This window comes from Micromonospora costi (assembly GCF_003626655.1).
GTDB lineage: Bacteria > Actinomycetota > Actinomycetes > Mycobacteriales > Micromonosporaceae > Micromonospora > Micromonospora costi.
The window spans coordinates 89,301-112,561 of record NZ_RBAN01000005.1; the positions used below are offsets into that span (position 1 = coordinate 89,301).

Here is a 23,261-nt window from a genome sequence, read left to right on the forward strand (position 1 = left end):
TCAGCCCAGCCAGAACGTCGACCTCGATCCGGCCGGCCCGTCGACCGTGAGGCCGCCCCCGGCGTGCCGGACGTAGACACCCGGCCGGTCCGACAGCTCCAGGGAGACGGCGTTCCGGTTCGCGAGGCCCCGCACCCGACGGAAACTGGCCTGCGCGGCGTACGCGTCCCCGTCCTCGACCGGGTCGATCCGCAGGCTCGCGCCGTCCACCCGCCAGTAGCGGTCGGGGAAGTTCACCGACCGGATCGACACGGTGTCCTCGCCGGCCAGTCCGGGCACGAACCGGAACTGCGTGTCCGCCAGCTCCCGGACGTCCCGGTCGACCCGCAGCACGTACGCGTAATGGCGTACGACGGTGGACGGGGCGTCGGCCGGTGACAGCCGGACGATCGGCCCGCCGGCGCCCACCGGCACCCCGAACAGCGGGGTGCCGTCCTCGTGCCAGTAGAGGCGCTGCGCGCTGGCGTGCCGGTTGGGGTCGTAGAGCGGGTCGCCCACGATGTCCCGGTAGTCGCGCGCGTGGTAGACGAGCACGTCCGTCTCGCCGTCCTCGGCCACCGTGAAGCTGTTGTGCCCCGGGCCGTACTGGTTCGTCTGCTCGTTCGTGGTGAACACCGGGTCCGGGTTCTTGCTCCAGGTGGCGGGGTCGAGCAGGTCGGCGCGCGCGTCCGCGGTCAGCAGTCCCATGCAGTAGCGGGCGTCGGTGGCGCTGGCCGAGAACGTGACGAAGATCCGGCCGTTGCGGGTGAGGACGGCCGGGCCCTCGTTGACGCGGAAGCCCTGCACCTCCCAGGACTTCGTCGGGGTGGCGATCCGCGCCGGCCTGCCGGTGATGGTGAACGGCGAGGTCATCCGCGCGATGTAGAGGTTGCTGTTGGAGCTGATCTCCGGCTCGCTCTGCGCCCAGACGAGGTAGCGCTGGCCGCCGTGGGCGAAGGTGGTGGCGTCGAGCGCGAAGCTGTCCCACGGCGTGACGATCTGGCGGGGCGCCGACCAGCCGCTCACCTCGCGCGGGTCGGCGGCCGTGGACTCCATGACGTACATGCGGATCCGGAAGACGTTGTCGGAGTCGCCGGCGGCGAAGTAGACGTACCAGCGGCCGTCGATCCGGTGCAGTTCGGGCGCCCAGATGTGCCCGCCCATCCTCCCGGCGGCGGGACGGCGCCAGATGACCGTCTCCGCGGCGGTGCCCAGCCCCTCGATGGTCGGCGAGGCGCGCACGATGAGCCGGTCGTACTCCGGCACGGACGCCGTGAAGAAGTAGCGGCCGCCGGTGGGCGGGGTGACGAACGGGTCGGCCCGCTGCCACACGAGAGGGTTGGTCGTCGGGGCGCCGTAGATCTCGGCGTCGGTGCGTACGGGCGGGGGAGTCGCGTGCGCGGCCCGGGCGGCGGTGGGCAGGACCAGTCCGGTCGCCGCCACACCGACACCGCCGCGCAGGAGCGTACGCCGGCTGAGGTGCCTGGTCATCGCTGCTGCTCCTACCTGGTCTGCACCCGGATGAAGGTGACCGAGTGCGGTTCGAAGGTCCGGGTGAAGGTGCCTCCGACACCCTTGATGGTGCTGGTCACCGGCTTGATCGGCTGCGCCGTGCGGGTGTTGAGCTGTTCCGGGTCACCGCTGATGACGGTCATCCGCGCGGTGTTCGCGACGCGTACGTCGCCGAGGTCGATCGTGGTCCGCGCCGGTGCGTCCTGGGCGTTGACGACCTTCACGATCAGCTGGCGGGCCGCGACGTCCCGGGTGACCACCTGCGCGAAGGGCTCGGTGACGGCGTCGTCGTCGAAGCTGCCCCACACCTGCCCGTCGAGCAGCAGGGTGACCGTCGTGCCGCGGACCTGGACCGTGATGTCGTAGGTGCGTCCGGTCTCGATGGTGTTGGGCTTGGCGATCAGCGTGGTCTTGGCGCCGTCGACGGCCTTCTCCACCGCACCCTGCGTGTTGTTCCAGCCGCCGAGGTTCCACCAGTAGTAGTTGCCGGTGTCCCGCACCCCGAAGCCGACGAGGAACCCCTCGGCGCCGGAGAGCTTGGTCGCCTTCACACTGAGGTCGTAGTCGCGCCAACTCTCGTCGCCCGCCTCGACCATCGTGTTCTCGGCCGACGTGTCGGACTGCACGTAGGCGCCGTCGACCACCGACCACGTCCCGCGGCCCGCGAGGGGCGTCCAGCGGTCGGCGCCGGCGGAGAAGTCGTCGGAGAACAGCGGCGTGCCGTCGGCCGAGGTGACCGCGACGTCGTCGTACCTCGCCGCGGTGCGCCAGGTCGACAGACCCACCGCGCCGGTGACCGGCTCGGGCGCACGGACCGCTCCGCGTACGGTGCTGGGCACGACCCGGTCGCCGACGTTGGTCATGAACAGCTTCTGGACCTCGTAGCTGACCGAGCCCCACGACTGGTCGTTGTCGAACCAGATCAGGTCCGGTCGCCACTGGACGTAGTCGATGTTGGCGAGCAGCGGGGCGTAGGACGCCATCGTCACGACGTCGGCGTTGCGCTCCAGACCGGTCATGTACGCCGCCTCGGCGAGCGCGTTGGAGAGCTTGTTGTCCTGCGAGGCGTACTCGCCCAGCCACACCTTGGGACCGTTGCGGTCGTAGCTGTCGTAGCGTCGGTTGTTCTGCAGGAACCAACTGGGGCTGTTGTAGTAGTGCTCGTCGACCATCTCCACACCGTTGGCGCGGTTGAGCTCCCAGGCCCGGTCGAACGTGGTGCCGATGTCGTCCGGCCCGGAGTTGCTGATGACGGTGATGCCGGGGTACCGGGCCTTGATGGCGTCGCGGAACTGCACGAAACGCGCCATGAAGGCGTCGGGCAGGTTCTCCTCGTTGCCGACCTCGATCCGGTCGAGGCCGAACGGCCGCGGGTGGCCCATGGCCGCGCGCTTCGCGCCCCACGTCGAGGTCGCCGGGCCGTTGGCGAACTCGATGAGGTCGAGGGTGTCCTGGATGTGCCGCCGCAGCAGGGCCTCGTCGTCGACGGCCCGGTTCTGGCCGCAGCCGGTGACCAACGCCGGCACGACGGGCACCGGCTTGGCGCCGAGATCCTCGGCGAACTGGAAGTACTCGTAGTAGCCGAGGCCGTAGGACTGGTTGTAGCCCCAGAAGTTGGCGTTGGTGGCCCGTTGCTCGACCGGGCCGATCGTGTCCTTCCACTGGTACGACCGGGCGCGCTGCCAGCCGTCCTCGGCGGTGTAGCCGTACATGCTGCCGGTGTTGACCAGGCATCCGCCGGGGAAGCGGATGAAACGCGGTTCGAGTGCGGCGATCTTCTCGGCGAGGTCCCGCCGGAGACCGTTGGGGCGGCCCATGAAGGTGTCACGGGGGAAGAGGGACACCATGTCGAGGCGCAGGGTCCCGGTGCCCCCGGCCTCGACCGCGAGGCGCGCCGCGTCGGTCGTGCCGGTGGCCACGAACGTCCCGGAGTACGCGCGCCAGGTGTCGCCGTGGACGGTCAGCCGGACCGGGGCGGCGTACGCCGTGAGGCCGCCCTGGTCCCGCAGGGTCACGGTGAGCGGCGTGCCGGTCGCCGCGTCGGTGCGGGCCCAGACCGAGAAGTCGTACCTCTTGCCGGCCTGGAGCGCGATGCCCGTGTTGTAGCCGGAGTTCAGCGCGCCGTAGGTGCCCTCACCGGTGTTGGTGAGCGCCACCTTCAGGTAGGTGCGGTTGCGCTCGTTGAGCCGGGCGGCGTCGTCGACGGCGGCGATGCTGCCGCTGCCGCCGGCGGAGGCGATCGCGCTCCACGACGTGAGGCCGGTGTAGGCGCGGTTGTCGACCGGGAGGTACTCGAAGGATCGGTTCTGGACGAGTTCGGCGTAGAGCCCGCCGTCGGCGGCCCGGTTGATGTCCTCGAAGAAGACGCCGTACATGTCGGGGTCGATGGCGGGGCCGGAGCCCTTCGCGTCGACGGTGATCGTGTAGTCGAGGGCCGCCGGCGTGTCGGCGCCGCGAGCGGGGACGGCAACGTACAGCGCCGTCCCGACGAGTCCGGTGACCAGGGCCGCGACGAGGCGATGGGTGCGCATGGGGACGGGCCTCCCTGTCCTGGGCGTGCGGTGGTGGTGGGGGAGGGCGGGCGCCAGGCAAGTGAGCGCTAACATCGACCGGTCGAGGGCCAACATATGCAGCACGTTCACTGTTGTCAATATCGCTAGCTGCGCCGATGTCCGTTTTGGACGGCGGGAAGGGCTCAAGCGACTGCGGGCGATGTTAACGTTCGGCCGGCGGTGCCACGCGACGCTTCGGCCTGGCGCAGGTTTCGCGCCGATGAACTTATTGACACGGCCGTGCTCCGCCCGGAACTATCAGCCCGCAGTCCACCGCTCCTGCCGTCGTCCGTCACGAGTCCGTGTGACAACGATGTCAGGCCGCGCCTCCGAAGGAGACTCCATGGTCCGGGTGTGCGTCACCTGCCCCCGGCGGTTTTCCGTTCACACCGGAATCATCAACAGCACGTTCGCGCACTCGACCCGGATCGAGTCGAAAGGCTTGCCATCCCCATGTCACGACGTTCCCTCACCCGTTCCCGATCAGCTCGACTGATCGCGGCGACGGCCGCTGCCCTGCTGCCGGCGAGCCTGCTCGTCGCCGCACCCGCGTCGGCGGGTCCGGCCGCGCCACCGCCCGGCAACTTCCGCTCGTCCTTCGAGACGGCAGACCCCCAACCCCCCGCGAGCACGGTGGAACTCGACGCGAGCGGCCGGCCCGTGCAGGGCAACCTGAGCGGGTCGAGTCTCACCGGACTCCCGGGCAGCCTGCTCGGCCGCGTCAGCGCGGTCACCGCGAGCGCCGAGAACGCGCCGAACGAGACGGCCCTGCGCCTCGCCGACGGCAACCCGTCGACCAAGTGGTTGGCGTTCAACCCCACCGGCTGGGTGACCTACCGGCTGGCCGAGCCGTCGGCCGTGGTGCGGTACGCCCTGACCTCCGCGAACGACGTCCCGGCACGTGACCCCAAGGACTTCACCCTCCAGGGGTCCCAGGACGGCAGCACCTGGACCGACCTCGACCGGCAGACCGGGCAGAGCTTCGGCGGCCGGTTCGCCACCAAGACCTACAGCTTCACCAACACCACCGCCTACGGCTGGTACCGCCTGAACGTCACCGCGAACTCCGGCGACTCCCTCATCCAGCTCGCCGACTGGGACATCAGCGACGGCTCCGACGTCCGGCCGCCCGCCACCCCGATGCGCACCGAGGTCGGCACCGGACCGGTCAGCGGCTACAACATGAAGCCACGCGCCGGATTCACCGGCCTGGCGTCCCTGAGGTACTCCGGCGGCGCCGAGGCCGCCGGCCGCTCGTACGCCACCAACCGGCTCTTCGACGTCGACATCCCGGTCGGGCCGAAGACCCGGTTGTCCTACAAGATCTTCCCCGAGTTCACCGGCAAGGACACCCGGTACCCGTCCACGTACGCGGCCGTCGACCTGCACTTCACCGACGGCACCTACCTGAGCCGGCTCTCGCCCCTCGACCAGCACGGCTACCCGCTCACCGCGGCCGGTCAGGGCGCCGCCAAGGTGCTCTACGCCGACCAGTGGAACGCCGTGCAGTCCGACATCGGCGCCGTGGCCGAGGGCAAGACGATCGACCGGATCCTGCTCTCGTACGACGACCCCGCCGCGACCGCCGAGACCCACTTCCAGGGCTGGCTCGACGACGTCACGGTGACCGGCACGACCACGCCGATCGACGGCTCCCACCTCACCAACTTCGTCGACACCCGGCGCGGCACCAACGCCTCGGGCGCGTTCTCGCGGGGCAACAACCTGCCGATCTCGGCGGTGCCGAACGGCTTCAACTTCTTCACCCCGGTCACGAACGCCACGTCGGACTCCTGGGAGTACGACTACCAGCGGTTCAACAACGCGGCGAACCTGCCCACGCTCCAGGGCCTCGCGATCTCGCACGAGCCCAGCCCGTGGATGGGCGACCGCAACCAGATGTCGGTCATGCCGGTGCTCGCCGGCGGATCCCTCACGGGGGCGCCCAGCACCCGCGCCGTGGCCTTCAGCCACGACGACGAGATCGCGCGACCGGACTTCTACCAGGTCACGCTACAGAACGGCCTGGTCGCGCAGATGTCGCCCACCGACCACGGCGGCATCATGACGTTCACCTTCCCGTCCGGGCAGGCCACGGGAAGCCTCGTCTTCTACAACGGCACGTTCACCATCGGCACGGACGGCACGTTCACGGGCTGGGTCGACAACGGAAGCGGCTTCTCGGCCGGGCGTAGCCGGATGTTCGTGTCCGGCGCCTTCGACCGGGCGCCGACGACCTCGTCCGCCGCGGCCGCCACGTTCGACACCTCGGCCGAGCGGCAGGTGACGCTGCGCCTCGCGACCTCGTTCCTCTCCGTCGACCAGGCGAAGAAGAACCTCGACCTGGAGGTCACCGGTCGCGGCTTCGACCAGATCCGCGCCGCCGCCACCGCCGCCTGGCAGGACCGGCTCGGCCGGATCGAGGTACGCGACGCCACCGAGACGCAGCTCGTGACCCTGTACTCGAACCTGTACCGGCTCAACCTGTACCCGAACTCGCAGTCGGAGAACACCGGCACCGCCGCCGCCCCGCGCTGGCAGTACGCGAGCCCGGTGTCGGCGCCGACGGGCACGTCGACCGCCACCCACACCGGCGCGAAGATCGTCGACGGCCAGATCTACGTCAACAACGGCTTCTGGGACACCTACCGCACCGTGTGGCCCGCCTACTCGCTGCTCTACCCGGACGTGGCGGCCCGGATCGCCGACGGGTTCGTGCAGCAGTACCGCGACGGCGGCTGGGTGGCCCGCTGGTCCTCGCCCGGCTACGCCGACCTGATGACGGGCACCAGCGCGAACGTGGCGCTGGCCGAGGCATACCTCAACGGCGTCGCGCTGCCCGACCCGCTCGCCGCGTACGACTCCGCCGTCAAGGACGCCACCGTCGCGTCCGGCCGCGGCGAGGTCGGCCGCAAGGGCATCGAGACCTCCCTCTTCCTGGGCTACACGCCGACCTCCACCGGCGAGTCCGTCTCGTGGGCGCTCGAAGGCTTCATCAACGACTACGGCATCGGCAACATGGCCGCGGCGCTCGCCAAGGACAACGCCACGCCGAAGGCGGACCGCGACCGGCTCAGGGAGGAGTCGGAGTACTTCCTGCAGCGCGCCCGCAACTACGTCAACCTGTTCGACGAGGACCAGGGCTTCTTCCAGGGCCGCGACTCCCACGGCACGTTCCGCACCGGTGACCCGCGGGACTGGGGCGGGGTCTACACCGAAACCAACGGCTGGAACTTCGCCTTCACCACGCCGCACGACGGCCAGGGCCTCGCCAACCTCTACGGCGGGCAGAAGGCGCTCCAGCAGAAGCTCGACGAGTTCTTCGCCACCCCGGAGAACGCCGACCGCCCCGGCGGGTACGGCACCACCATCCACGAGATGCTCGAAGCGCAGGCCGTGCGCCTGGGCCAGCTCGGCATGAGCAACCAGCCGTCGCACCACATCCCGTACATGTACGCGTACGCCGGCGCGCCGGCCAAGACGCAGGCGATCGTGCGGGAGATCCTGCAGCGGCTCTACGTGGGCAGCGAGATCGGCCAGGGCTACCTGGGTGACGAGGACAACGGCGAGATGTCGGCCTGGTACGTCCTCAGCTCGCTGGGCCTCTACCCGTTGCAGGTCGGCTCGTCCAACTGGACCATCGGCTCGCCGCAGTTCACCCGGATGACCGTCCACCGCCAGGGCGGCGACATCGTCGTCAACGCGCCGGGCAACAGCACCAGTAACGTCTACGTGCAGGGCGTCACCGTCAACGGGAAGAAGCAGCGCGGCGTCTCCATCGACTCGTCGGTGCTGGCCCACGGCGGCACCATCGACATCCAGATGGGTCCCCGCCCCTCGTCCTGGGGTACCGGCCGCAACGACGCGCCGCCGTCGTTGACCAAGGGCAACGCCGCGCCGAAGCCCCTGCAGGACACCACGGGCCCCGGTCTCGGCACCGCCTCCGCCAGCGGCGGCCAGGACGCGTCGAAGCTGTTCGACGACTCGTCCACCACGCAGCTGACCTTCACCTCGGCGACGCCGCAGGTCACCTGGACCTCGCGCGTCGGGCAGACCCCGATGTACTACACCCTCACCTCCGGGGCGGCCGCGGGCGACCCGGCGGACTGGCGGCTGCAGGGCTCCAACGACGGCGTCACCTGGACCACCCTCGACACCCGCAAGGGCGAAGAGTTCACCTGGCGCAACCAGACCCGTCCGTTCAAGGTCAGCCACCCGGGACGGTTCGCCCAGTTCCGCCTCGTGGTGACGAAGACCGCCGGCGCCGCGCAGGCGAACCTCGCCGAGATCGAACTGCTCGCCGGGGGCGACCTCCAGCTCTCGGGCGGGGCCGTCACGGTGACCGCCGCGGACGGCGTCCACGCGACGTCGGGCGTGCCGGTGTCCGTGCCGCTCGCCACCGTGACCGGCGGCACCGCCGCCGGCTACCGGGCCACCATCGACTGGGGTGACGGGTCGCCCGTCACCGAGGGCACGCTGACCCTGAGCTCGCGGGCCGTGTACAGCGTGAGCGGCGCGCACACCTACGACACGCCGGGCTACCACCAGGCGAGCGTCACGGTGACCGACGGCGCCGGCCAGGGCTCGGTGACGGTCGGCGTCGACGTGGCCTACGCGCCGGCGTCCGGCCTCACCGCAGCGTTCGACACCGTCTGCATCGGTGACGAGGGCGTGCGCGCGGCGAACTGCGACGCCAAGTCGTGGGCGTACTCGCGGGCGGCCCTCGCCGCGGCCGGTGTGACCCAGGGCCAGCCGCACGAGGTGCCGGGCACCGGGCTGCACTTCACGCTGCCGGAGATCCCGGCGGGCCAGCCGGACAACGCGACCGGCAACGGCCGGACGATCGTTCTCGACCTGCCGTCCGACGCGACGCGCATCTCGTTCGTCGGCGCCGGTACGCAGGGCAACCAGAGCACGACCGGCACGGCCACGTTCAGCGACGGCAGCACGGCCAGCATCCCGATCCAGATGAGCGACTGGACGCTGGGCGGCAACGCCAACGGCACCCCGTCGTACGGCAACATCGTGGTGGCCAAGGCCGCGTACCGGCTGCTCGGCACGAGCCGGGACGGCGCCCAGCCGTTCCTGTTCGCCACCGCGCCGTACCAGATCCCGGCGGGCAAGACGCTCGTCTCGGTGACCCTGCCGACGCAGACCGGCGACCCCGGTTCGGTCGGCCGGATCCACGTGTTCGCCGTCGCCGACGACGGCACGCCGTCCGCCGCGCTGGCGCTCACCGCGCCCGCCGACCAGACGGCCACCGCCGGGCAGGCCCTCGCGGCCGACCTCGGCGCGGTGACCGGCGGGGTTCCCGACACGACGGGCTACCACGCGCGCGTCCAGTGGGGCGACGGCACGGTTCCGCAGGACGTCGCGATCGGTTCCTCCGGTGCCCTGACCGGGCAGCACACCTACACCCGCGAGGGCACGTACACGGTGCACGTCACCGTGTGGGACAGGCTGTCGAGCCGGACCGGCACGTTCACCGTGACCGTGGCCCCCGGCGGACGCCAGACGGCGCTGTCCGCGTCCGCCACGGTCACCACCGGCGCCGCGATCAGCGTCGACGGCACCGGGTTCGCCGCCGGCGAGCAGGTGACGGTGACGCTCGGGACCGCCCCGGCGCGTACCGAGACGGTCGTGGCCTCCGCGGCCGGCGAGATCCACGCCTCGATCACGACGCCCCGTGAGGCGCAGCCCGGCCGGTACGCCCTGACGGCCACCGGCTCCGCCACCCGGACGCCGGCGACGGCCACCGTCCAGGTGACGGGGGAGCAGGCGGCACGGGCGTACGAACCGCAGGTGGCGCTGTCGACCACGTCCGGAGCGCGGGAGACGCCGATCACGGTCGACGGCTCCGGGTTCGCGCCGAACGAGGCGGTCACCATCACCTTCGGCGACGGCCTCGCGTCCAGCACGGTGCGCGCGAACGGTGACGGTGTGATCTCCGGTGTGACCGTGAGCGTGCCCGGTGCGGCGAAGAAGGGCTCGACCAGCGTCACGCTGGCGGGCGCGACGTCCGCCACCCGGGTCGCGCTGCCCTTCGCCGTCACAGGCTGAGGGCGGTAGCACCCCGGCGGGGGCGGGTCGGGTCTCCGGCCCGCCCCCGCCGGCTTCCGGCCCTACCTCCCCGCCGGCTTCCGGTGGCACATCTCCCACCGCGAGCGTGATGCCTCAGAGTCATCAATATGCCTCTGAGGCATCATGCTCGTGAGGGAACCCCGCAGCCACGCGGCCCGACCGGCTTCCGCGCCGACCGGACGCCGGCGATCCTCCCGAGACAGGAGCAGCACCGTGACCACGCCCACCTCGTCCATCCCACGGTTCCACCTCGCCATGCCCGTCGACGACCTCGACGCCGCCCGCCGCTTCTACGGCGAGGTCATCGGGTGCGAGCAGGGCCGCAGCGCGGAGACGTGGATCGACTGGAACCTGCGCGGCCACCAGTTCGTGACGCACCTCGCCCCTGGCCGACGGACGGCGGCGCACAACCAGGTCGACGGCCACGACGTCCCCGTCCCGCACTTCGGCCTGCTGCTGACCATCCCCGAGTTCCACGAGCTGGCCGAGCGGCTGCGTGCCACCGGCACGGCCTTCGTCATCGAGCCGTACCTGCGCTTCGCGGGGCAGCCCGGGGAGCAGTGGACGATGTTCCTGCTCGACCCCGCCGGCAACGCGCTCGAGTTCAAGGCGTTCGCCGACGACTCCCAGGTGTTCGCCGTCTGAGGCGTCCGGCCTGACCGACTCCGGTTTCTCGGCTCCGTCTCGCCGAGGTGGCGGTGCTCGTGGCGTCGCCACACCGCCACCTCGGCGATCCGGTGTCGGTCACCGCGGGCAGGGGCCGCCCGCACACACGTCGACGACCCTGCCGGTCAGCAGGAACGTCGCCTTCTGCTGCTGCGCCGCGGCCTGGGCGCGGGGGAACTCGTGCGGGTCCTCGCCGTACTCCGGCCCCACCGGGGCGAGGTTCGTCGGCGGCGGCGCGGACGCCGCACCGCTGTTCCAGATCACGATGGCCGAGCCGGCGTACGGGTACCGGTGGATCGGTTCGATGCCCCAGTACGGCCGCACGTCGCGCGACCAGCCGGGGGCGAGGGCCGGGGTGTGCAGGCGGGCACCGATCGTCCGCGCCTGCACCTCGGCGGCGGCGGGGGAGACCTGGTGGTCGCCGAAGGCCACGTGCATCAGCACCCGGTGCGCCGGGGTGCGGGGCAACGGCCGGTCGGTCATGTGCTGGGCGTACCCGTTCGCCTCGGACCGGTCCCACAGCATCTGCAGCAGCGCGAAGATCAGTTGCTGGTCGGCCCGGTCCGGGTAGTTCGCGTCCATGATGGCCTGGAACGGGGCGAAGTCCACGCTCCGCTGCAGCAGCGTGGAGTAGTTCATGGCGGGCACGCCGAGCACCGAGCGGGTCCAGTCCTGGGCGATGGCGGTGAGCGCGCCGCCGTTGATGCCGCCCTGGCTGTTGCCGTCGTAGTGCAGCCCGCCGGCCGCGTCGATCAGCGGTTTCCCGCCGGCGTCCTGGAAGGCCGGGTCGGCCGCGAACCCGTCGGGGTGGATCATCGTCCGGCCCAGGAACAGGAAGTTCAGGAAGCTCTGCTGGAGCCGGTCCGCGACGGCGGGAAAGGCGCTGAGGTCGGTGAAGGTGCCGGCCACGTACGGGACGTCGGCGTCGGCCATGCCGATCCAACTGGTGGCGCAGAAGGTGAAGTCGTGCGTCGCCGACATCGTCTTGACGTTGGCCGCGTTGATCTCGGTCGGTTTGCCAAGCAGACCGTGGCCGTAGAGCGAGAGGTGGGCGGGTTCGGCCGCGGAGGCGCTGCGCGGGATGTTGCACACGAAGTCGGCCCGCAGCGTGGCGCCCGACGGGGTGGGCGGGTCGTCCGGCGTGCGCGCCGTTCCGTCGCCGCCGGCCGGCCCGTAGTGCAGGCGGGAGCCCGGCCCGCCGCTGCCGGTCAGGTAGGACGGAACGGCGACGGTGCCGGTCACCTGCCGGGCGATCCGCGCGTCCTGCTGCGTTGTGTAGTCGGTGACCTGGGTGACACTGAACGACGGCGCGGCCGCGCCGAGGGCGCCGAACGCCCCGTCCCGCATAGCCAGCATCCGCCCGGTGAGGCCCTGCCGGCTCGCCACCGTGAAGTCCCACGCCAGGTAGAGGTCGTGACGCTTGACGCCGGCCGTCGCCAGGTTGGCGAGGACGCGCTTCATCTGCGGGGCACGGGGATCGCGGTGCCCGAGACCCGCCCCCCTGACGTACGCCCGGAAGCCGGCCGGCGCCGGGATGAGCGCCCGGTGACGGTCGCGCATGGCGCGCAGGCCCACGACGTACCGGGTGCCCTCGGCCAGCGCGACGGCGGGCCGGATGATGAGCAGCTGCCGGTCGGGCTGGCCGGCGGCGTGCGCGTCCAGCTCGGCCCAGTACGGCGTCCGCTCGCCGGTGGCGGTGTTGAGCAGAACGATCGGCGCGTCGCGGGCCAGCGAGCGGCCGATGTCGGTGACCGGGGCGATCCCCGTGGCCGCGGCGTCGAGGCCGGGCACGTGCACCAGGATCGGTGAGCCGGGGCTGAAGCCGTCCTGCCGGTTCCACTCGGTCGGGTCGATGGGGGTGCCCTGCACGGTGGTCGGCATCGCGGAGGCCGCGAGACGTACCCGCTTGCCGGTGGGGCTGCGGTGGTCGGGCACGGTGAAGTAGTCGTTGGGGAACGGCAGCAGGCACGCCGCCGGGTCGATCGGGTCGCAGGTGCCGTGCGACGCCGGCGCCGTGGGCGGTGCCGCGGCGGCGGCCGTGCCGAACAGCACGGCACCGGCGGTCACCAGCACGGAAACGGCGAGACGGAGCCGTCTGGGGGTGGTCACACGCATCTCCTTCGACGGTGGACGAAGTGGACGGACGCGCGGAGCCGACGGTGGTGGGCCCGGGGGCACGGCGCAGATGTTCTTCCTACGCTCGTGAGGAATTCTCGGCAAGGGTCGGCGTCGCGCGGGAGCCGGACGCCCCGGGCAGCGCTTCCCCCGACACCGCCCCGAAGCCGCCGGTCAGGGCTCCGACCAGGCGGTCTGGACGACCATCGCGCCCTCCCGGCGCCGCACCAGCGTGCCCCGGCCGGGCGGCATGGGCTGCGCCCGCAGGCCACCGATCAGCGCACCCTCGTCCCGGTTGCCCGACATGAGCAGCCCCGGGGAGTCCATCTCCCGCAGGCGTTGCAGCACGGGTTCGTAGAGGGCCCGGGCGGCGCCGCCGGCGCGGCGGGCCACGATGAGGTGCAGCCCGATGTCGCGGGCCTGCGGCAGCAGCTCCAGGAGCATGCCGAGCGGGTTGTTGCCGGCGGTCGCCACGAGGTCGTAGTCGTCCACCAGGAGATAGAGGTCCGGGCCCGTCCACCAGCCGCGCGACCGGAGCTGCTCGGGCGTGACGTCCGGGCCGGGCAGGCGCTGGTGCAGCGCCTGCCGCACGTCGGTCATCCCCTGGGCGAGGACCTGCTGGGAGGGCGCGTAGTGGATCAGGTGCTCGCCGTCGACGGCGCCGAGCAGGCTGCGCCGGTAGTCGACGATCATCAGCCGGGCCTGGGCCGGCGTACGCCGGGCGGCGATCTGCCGTGCGATGAGCCGGAGCAGGTTGCTCTTCCCGCACTCCGCGTCGCCGAACACGATGAGGTGGGGCTCCCGGTCCAGGTCGAGGCTGACCGGGGCGAGGGACGCCTCGTCCACGGCGACGGGTATCCCGGGTGCGGCGGGATCGACCAGCGCGTCGAGCTCGGCGACCGTCAGCCGGCTGGGGAGCAGGCGCACCGGCGGCGCGGGCTGCCCGGGCCACGCCTCCGCGACCGTCTTGACGAGCTGCGCCGTGGCCGTGGTCAGGTCCTCGACGTCGTGCCGGCCGTCGACGCGGGACAGCGCGGTGAGGAAGTGCAGCTTGCCCGGCAGCAGTCCGCGGCCCGGCGTACGCGGCACGTTCGCGGCGGCCCGACGGTCGAACTCGGACTCCCCGGGGTCGCCGAGCCGCAGCTCCAGCCGCGTGCCGAGCAGGTCACGCAGGGTCAACCGGAACTCCGCCCAGCGCCCGGCGGTGAGCACCACGTGCACGCCGAAGCCCAGGCCGCGCTGGGCGATGTCGGTCACGACCTGTTCGAGTTCCTCGTACTCCTGGCGCAGGGTGTGCCAGCCGTCCACGACGAGGAAGACGTCACCGAACGGGTCGTCGGCGACGTCGCCGGCGGCGCGGCGGGACCGGTAGGCCGCCATGGACGGGATGTCGTGCCGGGGGAAGTCGCGCTCGCGGGCGTCGAGGATGGCGGTCACCTCCGCCACGGTGCGCCGTACGGCCTCGGTGTCCCGTCGGCCGGCCACGCCGGAGACGTGCGGCAGCCCTTCGAGAGCGCGCAGGGCCCCGCCGCCGAAGTCGAGGCAGAAGAGCTGGACCTCCCGGGGCGTGTGGGTCAGCGCCAACGACGCCACGATGGCACGGGCCACCGTGGACTTTCCGGACAGCGGCGCGCCCACCACGGCGACGTTGCCGCCGCTGTCGGCCAGATCCAGCCACAACGTCTCCCGGGCCTGCCGCATCGGCATGTCGACGACGCCGACCGGTACGCGCAGCGACCCCCCGGCGCGCAACGCCGAGAAGCCACGGCTGTGGTGGTGCACCAGCGGCGCCAGCAGGTCGTCCAGGCTGGGCGGGTCGGCCAGCGGAGGCAGCCAGATCTGGTGCGCGGGGGCGTCCCGGCCCCGCAGGCGTTCGACCAGGATCTCCAGGAGGCTGCGGCCGAGCAGTTCCGGCGGCGCCTGGTCGTCCGGGTCGCCGACCGGCCCGGAGACGTACGCGGCCCGGAAGGCGTGCATCGCGGTGCCGGTCTTGAGGTAGCCGTGCCCCGGCGCGCGCGGCAGCTCGTACGCGTCGGGCACACCGAGCACCATGCGGCTCTCCGCGGCCGAGAAGGTCCGCAGGCCGATCCGGTACGACATGTGCGTCTCGAGCCCCCGCAGCCGGCCCTCCTCCAGCCGCTGGCTGGCGAGCAGGAGGTGCACGCCGAGCGAGCGACCGACGCGCGCGATCTGCACGAACACGTCGATGAAGTCGGGCCTGGCGGTGAGCAGCTCGGAGAACTCGTCACAGATGACCAGCAGGCTGGGCAGCGGCGTCAGCGGGGCGCCGGCCTCCCGGGCGTGCTCGTATTCCGACCGGTTCGCGTGGTTGCCGGCCGCGCGCAGCAGATCCTGCCGGCGGACCAGCTCGCTGGCCAGCGCGTCCGCGAGCCGGTCGACCAGGGTCAGGTCGTCGGCCAGGTTGGTGACCAGCCCGCTGACGTGGGGAAGGCCGGCGAGCGGGCGGAACGTCGCGCCGCCCTTGAAGTCCACCAGGACGAAGTTGAGCTGGTCGGACGAGTGTCGCGCGGCGAGCGCCACCACGATCGTCCGCAGCAGTTCGCTCTTGCCGGACCCGGTGGCGCCCACGAGGAGGCCGTGCGGGCCCATGCCGTCCTGCGCCGACTCCTTGATGTCGAGCAGCACCGGCCGCCCGTACGCGTCGAGACCCACGGGCACCCTGAGCCGGTCCGCGCCCGCATCGGTGCGCTGACCCTCGAACTGCCACAGCGCGGCCCGGTCCCGCACGCCGAGGACGAGGAGTGCCTCGTCGGGCCGGTCGGCCGGTGTGGTCCTGCCCGACTCCCGTCCCAGCGGGACGTCCGTGGACGCCATCTCCCAGGCCTGGGCGATGGTGGCCACCATGGATCCGGCGCCCTCGAACGTCTCGCTCTCCGCGTCGGTCTCGCCGTCGGCGGGAACGGCCGCCAGGTCGGGCAGCGCGATCCGGAAGGTCCGTCGGCCGTGGATGGCCCACCCGGGCAGGTTCACCGGCAGGCGGGCGGCCTGGTCGGGATTGACCAGCGACTCGTGCGGCTGCGACAGCCGGGTCTCGATGCGGATCTGGGGCAGCTCCCGTAGCTCCTCGGGGATGACCCGCCAGCTGCGTTCGACGATGACGACGTGGATCCCGTAGCCGAGGCCCTTGTTGGCGAGGTCGACCACGCGTGAGGTGAAGTCGGGCAGCAGGGCGGCGAAGTCGTGCCAGCGGTCGACGACCAGGAACACGTCGGGGCAGGGGCCGGTCCGCAGGTCGGCGCGGCGGGCGCGCAGGATCGTCGGCGACTCCAGCTCGTGCCGGCGGAAGAGCTGCTTGCGGTCGAGGACGTCCTGCTCCAGGCGGTCCAGCAGCGTGCCGACCTCGGCGACCTCGTCGTCGCCGAGCACCGCGCGGACGTGCGGCAGGCGACGCAGGGGACCCAGCCGGTTTCCGCCCGACTCCAGGCAGTGGATCGCCACCTCGTCGTCGGAGTGGGTGAGGGCGAGCCCGCCGATGATGGTGCGCAGCAGTGTGGTCTTGCCGGTGCCGGCGCGCCCCACCACCAGCAGGTGCCCGTCGGAGGACGCCAGATCCAGCCAGACCGGCTCACCGACCGGCTGGTCGATGCGCTGCACCCGGCCCACGGGGACCTTGAGCAGCCCGCGCCGGCGCCACTCGGTGGCCTGCAACTTCACGTCCTCGGCGGGTTCGAGGGGGCCGAGCAGGTCGCCCAGGCGCGGCTCCCGCTGGTCCCGTTGCCGGCGGTGCCGCTGCTGGCCTTCCCGCGACAGGGCGATGTGTATCTCCTCGCTCGCGCTGCCGAAGTGGCACGGCGTCTGCGCCGACCGCTTCGGCAGTTCGAGGTGCACGTACCGCCACAGGTCGTCGGGGGTGATCCGGCCCTGCCCGGAGATGTCCGCGGCGCCGGTGCTGATCCCCTGGATGATGGTCTCGGTGAACGCGGAGCGTTGGCGCGGCTCGGTCCCGGAGGCCGGTCGCCCGTCGTCGGCCCGCTCCACCGAGTTCGTCGCGGTGATGACGTACCGGCCGTAGCCCGTCTTCAGCTCGCCGTCGATGGCCAGGTCGTCGGTGGTCTTGAGGCCGTGCCCCTCGAACGCGCCGCTGTAGCAGCAGTCGAGGAGGATGACCGAACTGGCGGCGTCGCACTCGTCGAGCAGTTCGCGGATGAACGAGGCGGAGATCGCGGTCGACGAGAGGTGCTCCACCTCGGTGTTCGCGACCGCCAGGTGCAGCCGGCCCCGCTTGCTGCTGCGGACGCCGTGGCCGGAGAAGTAGAGCAGGACCAGGTCCTCCGGCCCGGCCGCCCGGAGCATCGACTCCATCGCCCGCTCGATGGAGCTCTTCGACTCGTTCTCCAGCAGCACCGTCTGGTCGAACGCGCCGACGTCCGCGTCGGCGAGGAGGCTCAGCAGGTCGCGGGCCTCCTCGCGCGGGGCGTACAGGTCGGCGAGCGACTCGTCGATGTAGCGGTCGTTGGCGATCAGCAGCGCCCGTCGCTGGCCCATCCTCAGCTCCCGGTGGTGGCGCTCCCGCCGTCGCGGGACGTGGCGGGCAGGGCGGCGGTGGTCGGATCGGACGACCCGGAGCCGCCCTGGGCCAGCAGCCGCGCCACCTGCTCGACGAGCTGGGGATCGACCCGGGTGGCGCCGGTGATGACCAACTCGTTGTCACCGCTGCGCAGCCGGATCGAACGGGCCTTGATCCGGTCGGCGTAGGCGATGGCGATCTGGGCGAGGGCCCGCATGGTGGTGGCCGAGAAGAGCCCGCCCACGACGAGCATGCCCAGCTCCCACGCCTGCGGCGACTTGCCGTGCCCGACCGCCGGCCGTTGGGCGTGTGCGACACGCAGGCCGCGGACGGTGCGCAGGTCGTCGGCGAGGCCGGCGGCGAGCGCGTCCACCCGGTCGCCGGGCAGCTCCGCGGTCGGTTCGATGAGCAGGGTGAGTTCGGACACGGGCACCTCCGGCAGCACGAATGTCTACATTCAACACCACGACGCCGGGTCGGCCCGACCCTCAGCGACGGGTGACGCGCTCCACCCGGCCATCCCCGGTGCGGTCGAAGTCCTCCCGCGCGCGCATCAGCTCGGCGAGGTGCTCCCGCGCCCAGCCGCGCAGGTGGGCGATGAGGTCGAGCAGGGAACGGCCGAGCGACGTGAGGTCGTATTCGACGCCGCCGCCGTCGTGCCCGTCGACCGGGCGGCGACGCACCAGCCCGTCGCGCTCCATCGCCAGCAGAGTGTCGGCGAGCACCTTCGCGCTGATCGGCCGCAGGTGGCGCCGGAGCACGCCGAACCGGCGCGGGCCGGCCTCCAGACACAACACGATCATCGCGGTCCACCGGCCGCCGATCTGCATCGGGAACGTGCTCATCGGGCACGCCGGGTCGAACGACGGCAGTGCCGCGCCGGTCCTGCTCACTGACCCAGCGTAGGTGGTTACGTTGCGGTTACCACCCCGGCGGGGCCTACCGTCACGCCCATGACCACGACACCTGACCCCGCCGCGCCACCGGTGGCCGTGCTCGGCGCCGGCGGCCGTGTCGGCCGCGCGGTCACCGCCGCGCTTCTCCGGCAGGATCATTCCGTCACCGCGGTGCTGCGCGACCCCGACCGGCACGAACTGCCGCCGCACCCCAGGCTGCGCGTCGTCAAGGGGGACGCCCAGCAGCCGGAGCGGTTGTCGCCGATCCTGGGCTCGGTGGGGGCGGTGGTGCTGGCCGTCACACCGTTCACCGCGCCCCCGCCGTCGTTCGACGGCTTCGACCTCGACTACTACGCCCGGATCGTCACGGCGCTCGACGGCGCGTGGACCGGTCCACACCGGCGACTGGTCGCGGTCGGGCTGACGGCCACCCTGCGGCTCGCCACCGGTGACGCGGTCATGGACGACCCCGACCTCTTCCCGGCCCGGCTCCGGCCGTTCGCCGAGGCTCACGCGCGGCAGCTGTCGGCGGTGCGGGCCACGACGCTCGACTGGGCGATCCTGACCCCGACGGCCGACTTCGGCAGCCATCCTGGACTGGCCGCGCGACAGCGGTACCGACTGGTCCGGGAACCGCTCGATCGGCGGCAGGCGACGGCGCGGCTGAGCCACGCCACGTACGCCCGCGCAGTCGTCGCCGAGACCGGGGCGCCGACCGTACGCGCCCAGCGGGTCGCCGTCGTACCCGTGACCGAGGAGTGAGGGTCGCGAGCCGGACGGCCGGGACGGGCGGAGACCGGCGCCGGCCGGGGCATCATGGACCTCGTGCTCCCGTTGCTGCACTCGCTGCCGGCCGACCGGGTTCCCGCCTGCGGAGAGACCACGAGCCGGCCGGCCGCCAGCGCCCTGCGCCCGTACGTCGTCGGCTACGCGGGCTTTCGCACGGTGGTCGACGGGCACCTGCGCCGCCGGATCCTCCCGATCACCGTCACCACGGTGATCGTGGACTTCGCCGGTCCCGGGAGCTGGATCACCGGCCCGCGCAGCGGCCACCACGTGCACGAGCTGGCCGACTGGCGGTACGGCGTGGCGATCGGGCTCACCCCGGCCGGTGTGTCGGCGCTGCTCGGCGTCCCCCTGCCGGAGCTGGTGGGCGCGACCGTCAGCCCGTCGACGCTGCTCGGCCGCCGGGCCGGTGAGCTGGCGGATCGCCTGGGCTCGGCGCCCGACTGGCCGGCGCGGTTCGCGGTGCTGGACGACCTGCTGGCGACGTGGCTCGTGACCGGGCGCGCGGTGGACGACGCGGCGACCCGCGCCTGGTGGCAGCTCCAGCGGCCCGGCCGGACGGTGGGTGCGGTGGCCGGCGGCCTCGGCATCGGCCGGCGCGGCCTGGAGCTGGCGTTCCGCCGCCGCATCGGCATGTCGCCCGGGACGGTCGCGCGCGTGGCCCGCTTCCAGCGCGCGGCGCACCGCCTGGGTCGCCCGGGTGCCGCGCTCGCGCTCGCCACCGACCACGGGTACGCCGACCAGCCGCACTTCAGCCGCGAGGTGCGGGCCCTCACCGGGGTCACGCCGGGGGAGCTGTTCGCATTCCTTCAAGACCTGCGGCGGCCGGCTCACTAGCGTCCCCGGTCATGAACCTGAACGGAAAGACGGCGATCGTGACCGGAGGCTCCCGCGGCATCGGCCGTGCCGTCGTGCGGCGCCTCGCGCGCGAGGGCGCACGGGTCGTGTTCAGCTACCGGGAGAACAAGGTCGCCGCCGACGCGCTGGTCGGGGAGCTGGACGGGGTGACCGCGGTGCGCGCCGACCAGGCCGACCCGGACAGCCTCGACACGCTGTTCGCGGCGGCGCCCGACGGGCTGGACATCCTGGTGAACAACGCGGCGGTCAACCCGCGGGTGCCGGTCGCCGAGATGACCAGTGAGGACTTCGACCGGGTGCTGACGGTCAACACGAAGTACCCGCTGCTGGCCATGCGGCGGGCCGCCGAGGTGATGCGCGACCACGGCCGGATCATCAGTATCTCCACGCTCAACACCGTGCGGCCGGCGCCCGGTCACGCCCTGTACGGCGCGAGCAAGGCGGCCCTGGAGCACATCACCGCGGTCGCCGCGCACGAGCTGGGGAGCCGGGGCATCACCGTCAACACCGTGTCGCCAGGGGCGACCGACACCGACATGCTGCGGGAGAGCAACCCGCCCGAGGCACTGCTCCAGGTGCCGGCGATGACCGCGCTGGGCCGGCTCGGCCGACCCGAGGACATCGCCGACGTCGTGGCGTTCCTCGCCGGGCCGGACGGTCGCTGGATCACCGGGCAGAACATCCGGGCCACCGGCGGCCTCCTGGTCTGATCGGGCCGCCCTGTAACACCAACGGGACGGCCGACGCCGGAAACTGGTGGAAGGCCGGGTGTGCGACCTGACGAACGGGCCGGGCGGGCCGGGCGACACCTGGTGACCCGGCCGCCACCAGTCCGAACAGCACACCGATGACGCCCTGTGGAGTGCTCCGTGGCCGATCAGACATCGCGTACCCCGCCGCAGCAGTTGCCGGGCCGTCCCGACGACGGGACCGCGCCCGCGGTGGCGTGGAACATGCCGACCCAGCCCCTGCGCCCGCAGGCGCGCCGCACCGGGGAGCGGTGGCCGTACGCCGTGTTCGCGGCGGTCACGCTGCTGATCGCGGGCCTCGCCACGGCGGTCGTCCTGCTGGCGCGGTAGCGCTCACCCGGGCCGCTTCGCGGCGCGCGAGCGGAACCTCGTGCGGTAGGCCCGGGGTGAGACGCCCACCTCGCGGCGGAAGGTCTGCCGGAGGTTGGCGGCCGAGCCGATGCCGGTACGCGCGGCGATCCTGTCGATCGGCTCGTCGCCGGTCTCGAGGAGCCGCTGCGCGGCGAGCACCCGCTCGCGGGTGAGCCACTGGTGCGGGCTCATCCCGGTGAGCCGCTGGAAGTGCCGCGCCAGCGTACGCGGGCTCATGTGCACCCGTTCCCCGAGCGAGGTCAGCGACCAGCGCTGGTCCAGGTGCTGGCGCACCCAGTCCAGCAACCCGGGGAGCGGGTCGCCGGGGTCCGGCGCGAGCGGGACGTCGACGAACTGGGCCTGGCCGCCGCCGCGGTAGCCGGCGAGCACCATCCGGCGGGCGAGCGCGGCGGCGACGTCGGCGCCGAAGTCTCCGCGTACCACGTGCAGCGCGAGGTCGACGCCGGCCGACATGCCCGCCGCGGTCAGGATGCCGCGGTCGTCGACGAACAGGGCCCGCGGATCCACGGTCGCGGCGGGGAAGAGCGACGCGAGCAGTGGTGCCATCGACCAGTGCGTCGTGGCCCGCCGGTGGTCGAGGAGCCCGGCGTGACCGAGCACGAACGCTCCCGTGCAGATCGACATGATCCGGGCCCCTCGCCGGTGGGCCCGCCGCAGCGTCGTGAGCAACGCGCCGGGCGGCGTCTCGGTCTCCCGGGTCCAGCCGGGGACGATCACCAGGTCCGCGGTCTCGGCCACGTCCAGCCCGTACGGCGCGTGGACGGTGACGGTCGCGTCGAACGCCACCGGGCCCGGGGTGAGCGCGCACGTCCTCGTCCGGTACCAGGTGCCGAACCGCGGGGAGTAGTCCACGCCGAAGACCTCGTTGACGGTCACGTAGTCGAAGCTGCCGGCACCCGAGTACGCGAGCATCGCCACGGCGGGCCCGTCGAGCGGCATCGCGAACCTCCTGCGCCGCGGGTGGGCGGGCGACGCCGCCCCGGAACGGCCGACCACGCCGGCCGCGCGACACATGGTAGGAGCCGCCACGGCGTGACGGGCGAGCGTCTCCGGTCACGTATCGACAGGATCAGGTCAGCCACGGCCGACGGCGTCCGCGCCCGGCGCGTCCGGTCCTAGCGTGGGCCCGGGCCCGCCGGGAACGCCGGCCGGCCCGCCACGTCAGGCGACACGAGATCGGGGGCGACAACGGTGAGGGACACGACCAGCGCGTTCGGACGTAGGACGTTCCTGCTGGCGGCGACGGCGGTGGGGGTGACCGGTTCCATGGGAATTCCGGCTGGTGCCGGCGCGGCGGCTCCCCTTCCGCGTGGCTGGTCCGGTCTGTCGCGCAGGGTGGGCGCCTTCACGGTGCTGCCGCTGCTCGACGCGGCGGGGCCGTTCTTCCTCGACCGGCAGGCGGCGTTCCCCGACGCGACCGCCGCGGACTGGGCGCGCGCCCGACAGGTCGATCCGGACGCGTTCGGCCCCGGCGACAGCTGGCACCTCGACTTCCGCTGCTTCGCCGTACGGGGACCGCGCGACCGGCTGGTGCTGGTCGACACCGGTGTGGGGCCGGACGGCAGCCCGGCCGCGGCGTGGGCGCCGACGCCCGGTCGGCTCCCGTCCGCACTCGCACACGCCGGCATCGACCCCGCGGACGTCGACACCGTGGTGCTGACCCACCTGCACGAGGACCACTTCGGCTGGTCGGTGGGCCTGGACGGCGTGCCGGTGTTCCCGAACGCCCGCTACGTGGTGCAGCGGCGGGAGACGGCGGCGCTCCCCGACGGTGACGCCGCCCGTGCGTACGTGGTCGACCCGCTGCGCGCCAGCGGGCAACTGTGGGAGGTCGACGGTGTCACCGGTCTCGCCGCCGGCCGGTCCGGCGGCGCCGTACGCGTCGTGCCGACGCCCGGGCACACGCCGGGCCACCAGTCCGTCGTCGTCGACGGCCGCGCCGAGCAGGTCGTCGTCACCGGCGACGTCCTGGTGCACGCGGTCCAGCTGGTCAACCCCGACGTCGGCTACCGGTTCGAGGCCGACCCGGACGCCGCGCGGGAGACCCGCCGGCGGCTGCTCGACTCGGCGGGCGACCGGCGGACCGTGCTGGCCACCGCCCACCTGAACCGGCCCTGGGTGGCACTCGACGGGCCCCGTCCGCGTCCGCTGCGCTAGGCCGCCGGCC

14 protein-coding genes are annotated in these 23,261 nt (G+C 72.7%); 7 read left to right on the forward strand and 7 right to left on the reverse strand.

Going from position 1 to position 23,261, the window contains the following annotated elements; translation table 11 throughout:
* Together D7193_RS26205 and D7193_RS26210 are read right to left on the reverse strand one after the other, a co-directional pair.
* Positions 1-1,470 carry a family 43 glycosylhydrolase gene (locus tag D7193_RS26205; protein ID WP_120782297.1) on the reverse strand — a complete coding sequence of 490 codons (1,470 nt, stop codon included), beginning with the start codon at positions 1,468-1,470 and terminating at the stop codon, positions 1-3.
* Between the two features lie 11 nt (positions 1,471-1,481).
* Positions 1,482-4,022 (reverse strand): alpha-L-arabinofuranosidase C-terminal domain-containing protein, encoded by a 2,541-nt coding sequence (locus tag D7193_RS26210; protein WP_120782298.1) that lies wholly within the window; start codon positions 4,020-4,022, stop codon positions 1,482-1,484.
* A 474-nt stretch (positions 4,023-4,496) separates the two neighbouring features.
* On the opposite strand from D7193_RS26210, the gene D7193_RS26215 reads away from it, so the two are divergent.
* Together D7193_RS26215 and D7193_RS26220 are read left to right on the forward strand one after the other, a co-directional pair.
* Positions 4,497-10,103 (forward strand): GH92 family glycosyl hydrolase, encoded by a 5,607-nt coding sequence (locus D7193_RS26215; RefSeq protein ID WP_120782299.1) that lies wholly within the window; start codon positions 4,497-4,499, stop codon positions 10,101-10,103.
* A 234-nt stretch (positions 10,104-10,337) separates the two neighbouring features.
* Complete coding sequence (locus D7193_RS26220) at positions 10,338-10,769, forward strand: VOC family protein (protein WP_241563481.1); 432 nt, start codon at positions 10,338-10,340, stop codon at positions 10,767-10,769.
* A gap of 99 nt (positions 10,770-10,868) precedes the next feature.
* Here the strand turns inward: D7193_RS26220 and D7193_RS26225 are convergent, their stop codons facing one another.
* The 4 genes from D7193_RS26225 to D7193_RS26240 form a co-directional block, all read right to left on the reverse strand.
* Positions 10,869-12,899 carry a hypothetical protein gene (locus D7193_RS26225; RefSeq protein ID WP_120782300.1) on the reverse strand — a complete coding sequence of 677 codons (2,031 nt, stop codon included), beginning with the start codon at positions 12,897-12,899 and terminating at the stop codon, positions 10,869-10,871.
* A gap of 180 nt (positions 12,900-13,079) precedes the next feature.
* A complete protein-coding gene (gene eccCb / locus D7193_RS26230) occupies positions 13,080-17,411 on the reverse strand; it encodes a type VII secretion protein EccCb (RefSeq protein ID WP_120782301.1) in 4,332 nt (1,443 codons plus the stop codon).
* A 2-nt stretch (positions 17,412-17,413) separates the two neighbouring features.
* Positions 17,414-17,860, reverse strand: coding sequence for a hypothetical protein (locus D7193_RS26235; RefSeq protein ID WP_147434456.1), 447 nt, complete (start codon positions 17,858-17,860; stop codon positions 17,414-17,416).
* A gap of 61 nt (positions 17,861-17,921) precedes the next feature.
* Complete coding sequence (locus tag D7193_RS26240; protein WP_241563483.1) at positions 17,922-18,326, reverse strand: winged helix-turn-helix transcriptional regulator; 405 nt, start codon at positions 18,324-18,326, stop codon at positions 17,922-17,924.
* Positions 18,327-18,386: 60 nt separating this feature from the next.
* On the opposite strand from D7193_RS26240, the gene D7193_RS26245 reads away from it, so the two are divergent.
* The 4 genes from D7193_RS26245 to D7193_RS26260 all read left to right on the forward strand — a co-directional run bounded on the left by D7193_RS26245 (position 18,387) and on the right by D7193_RS26260 (position 21,052).
* Positions 18,387-19,091: an NAD(P)-dependent oxidoreductase gene (locus D7193_RS26245; protein WP_120782303.1), complete on the forward strand. Its 705-nt coding sequence runs from the start codon at positions 18,387-18,389 to the stop codon at positions 19,089-19,091.
* A 63-nt stretch (positions 19,092-19,154) separates the two neighbouring features.
* Complete coding sequence (locus tag D7193_RS26250; protein ID WP_158674867.1) at positions 19,155-19,952, forward strand: helix-turn-helix domain-containing protein; 798 nt, start codon at positions 19,155-19,157, stop codon at positions 19,950-19,952.
* An 11-nt stretch (positions 19,953-19,963) separates the two neighbouring features.
* Entirely contained in the window at positions 19,964-20,683 is a 720-nt protein-coding gene (locus D7193_RS26255; RefSeq protein ID WP_120782305.1) for an SDR family oxidoreductase, read from the forward strand.
* 159 nt (positions 20,684-20,842) lie between these two features.
* Positions 20,843-21,052, forward strand: coding sequence for a hypothetical protein (locus D7193_RS26260; RefSeq protein ID WP_147434457.1), 210 nt, complete (start codon positions 20,843-20,845; stop codon positions 21,050-21,052).
* A gap of 3 nt (positions 21,053-21,055) precedes the next feature.
* Here D7193_RS26260 and D7193_RS26265 read toward each other — a convergent pair whose 3' ends face one another.
* On the reverse strand, positions 21,056-22,033 hold the full coding sequence (locus D7193_RS26265) for a helix-turn-helix domain-containing protein (protein WP_158674868.1): 978 nt from the start codon (positions 22,031-22,033) through the stop codon (positions 21,056-21,058).
* 252 nt (positions 22,034-22,285) lie between these two features.
* Between D7193_RS26265 and D7193_RS26270 the strand changes: the two genes are divergently transcribed.
* Positions 22,286-23,251 (forward strand): MBL fold metallo-hydrolase, encoded by a 966-nt coding sequence (locus D7193_RS26270; RefSeq protein ID WP_241563485.1) that lies wholly within the window; start codon positions 22,286-22,288, stop codon positions 23,249-23,251.
* Positions 23,252-23,261 lie beyond the last annotated feature (10 nt).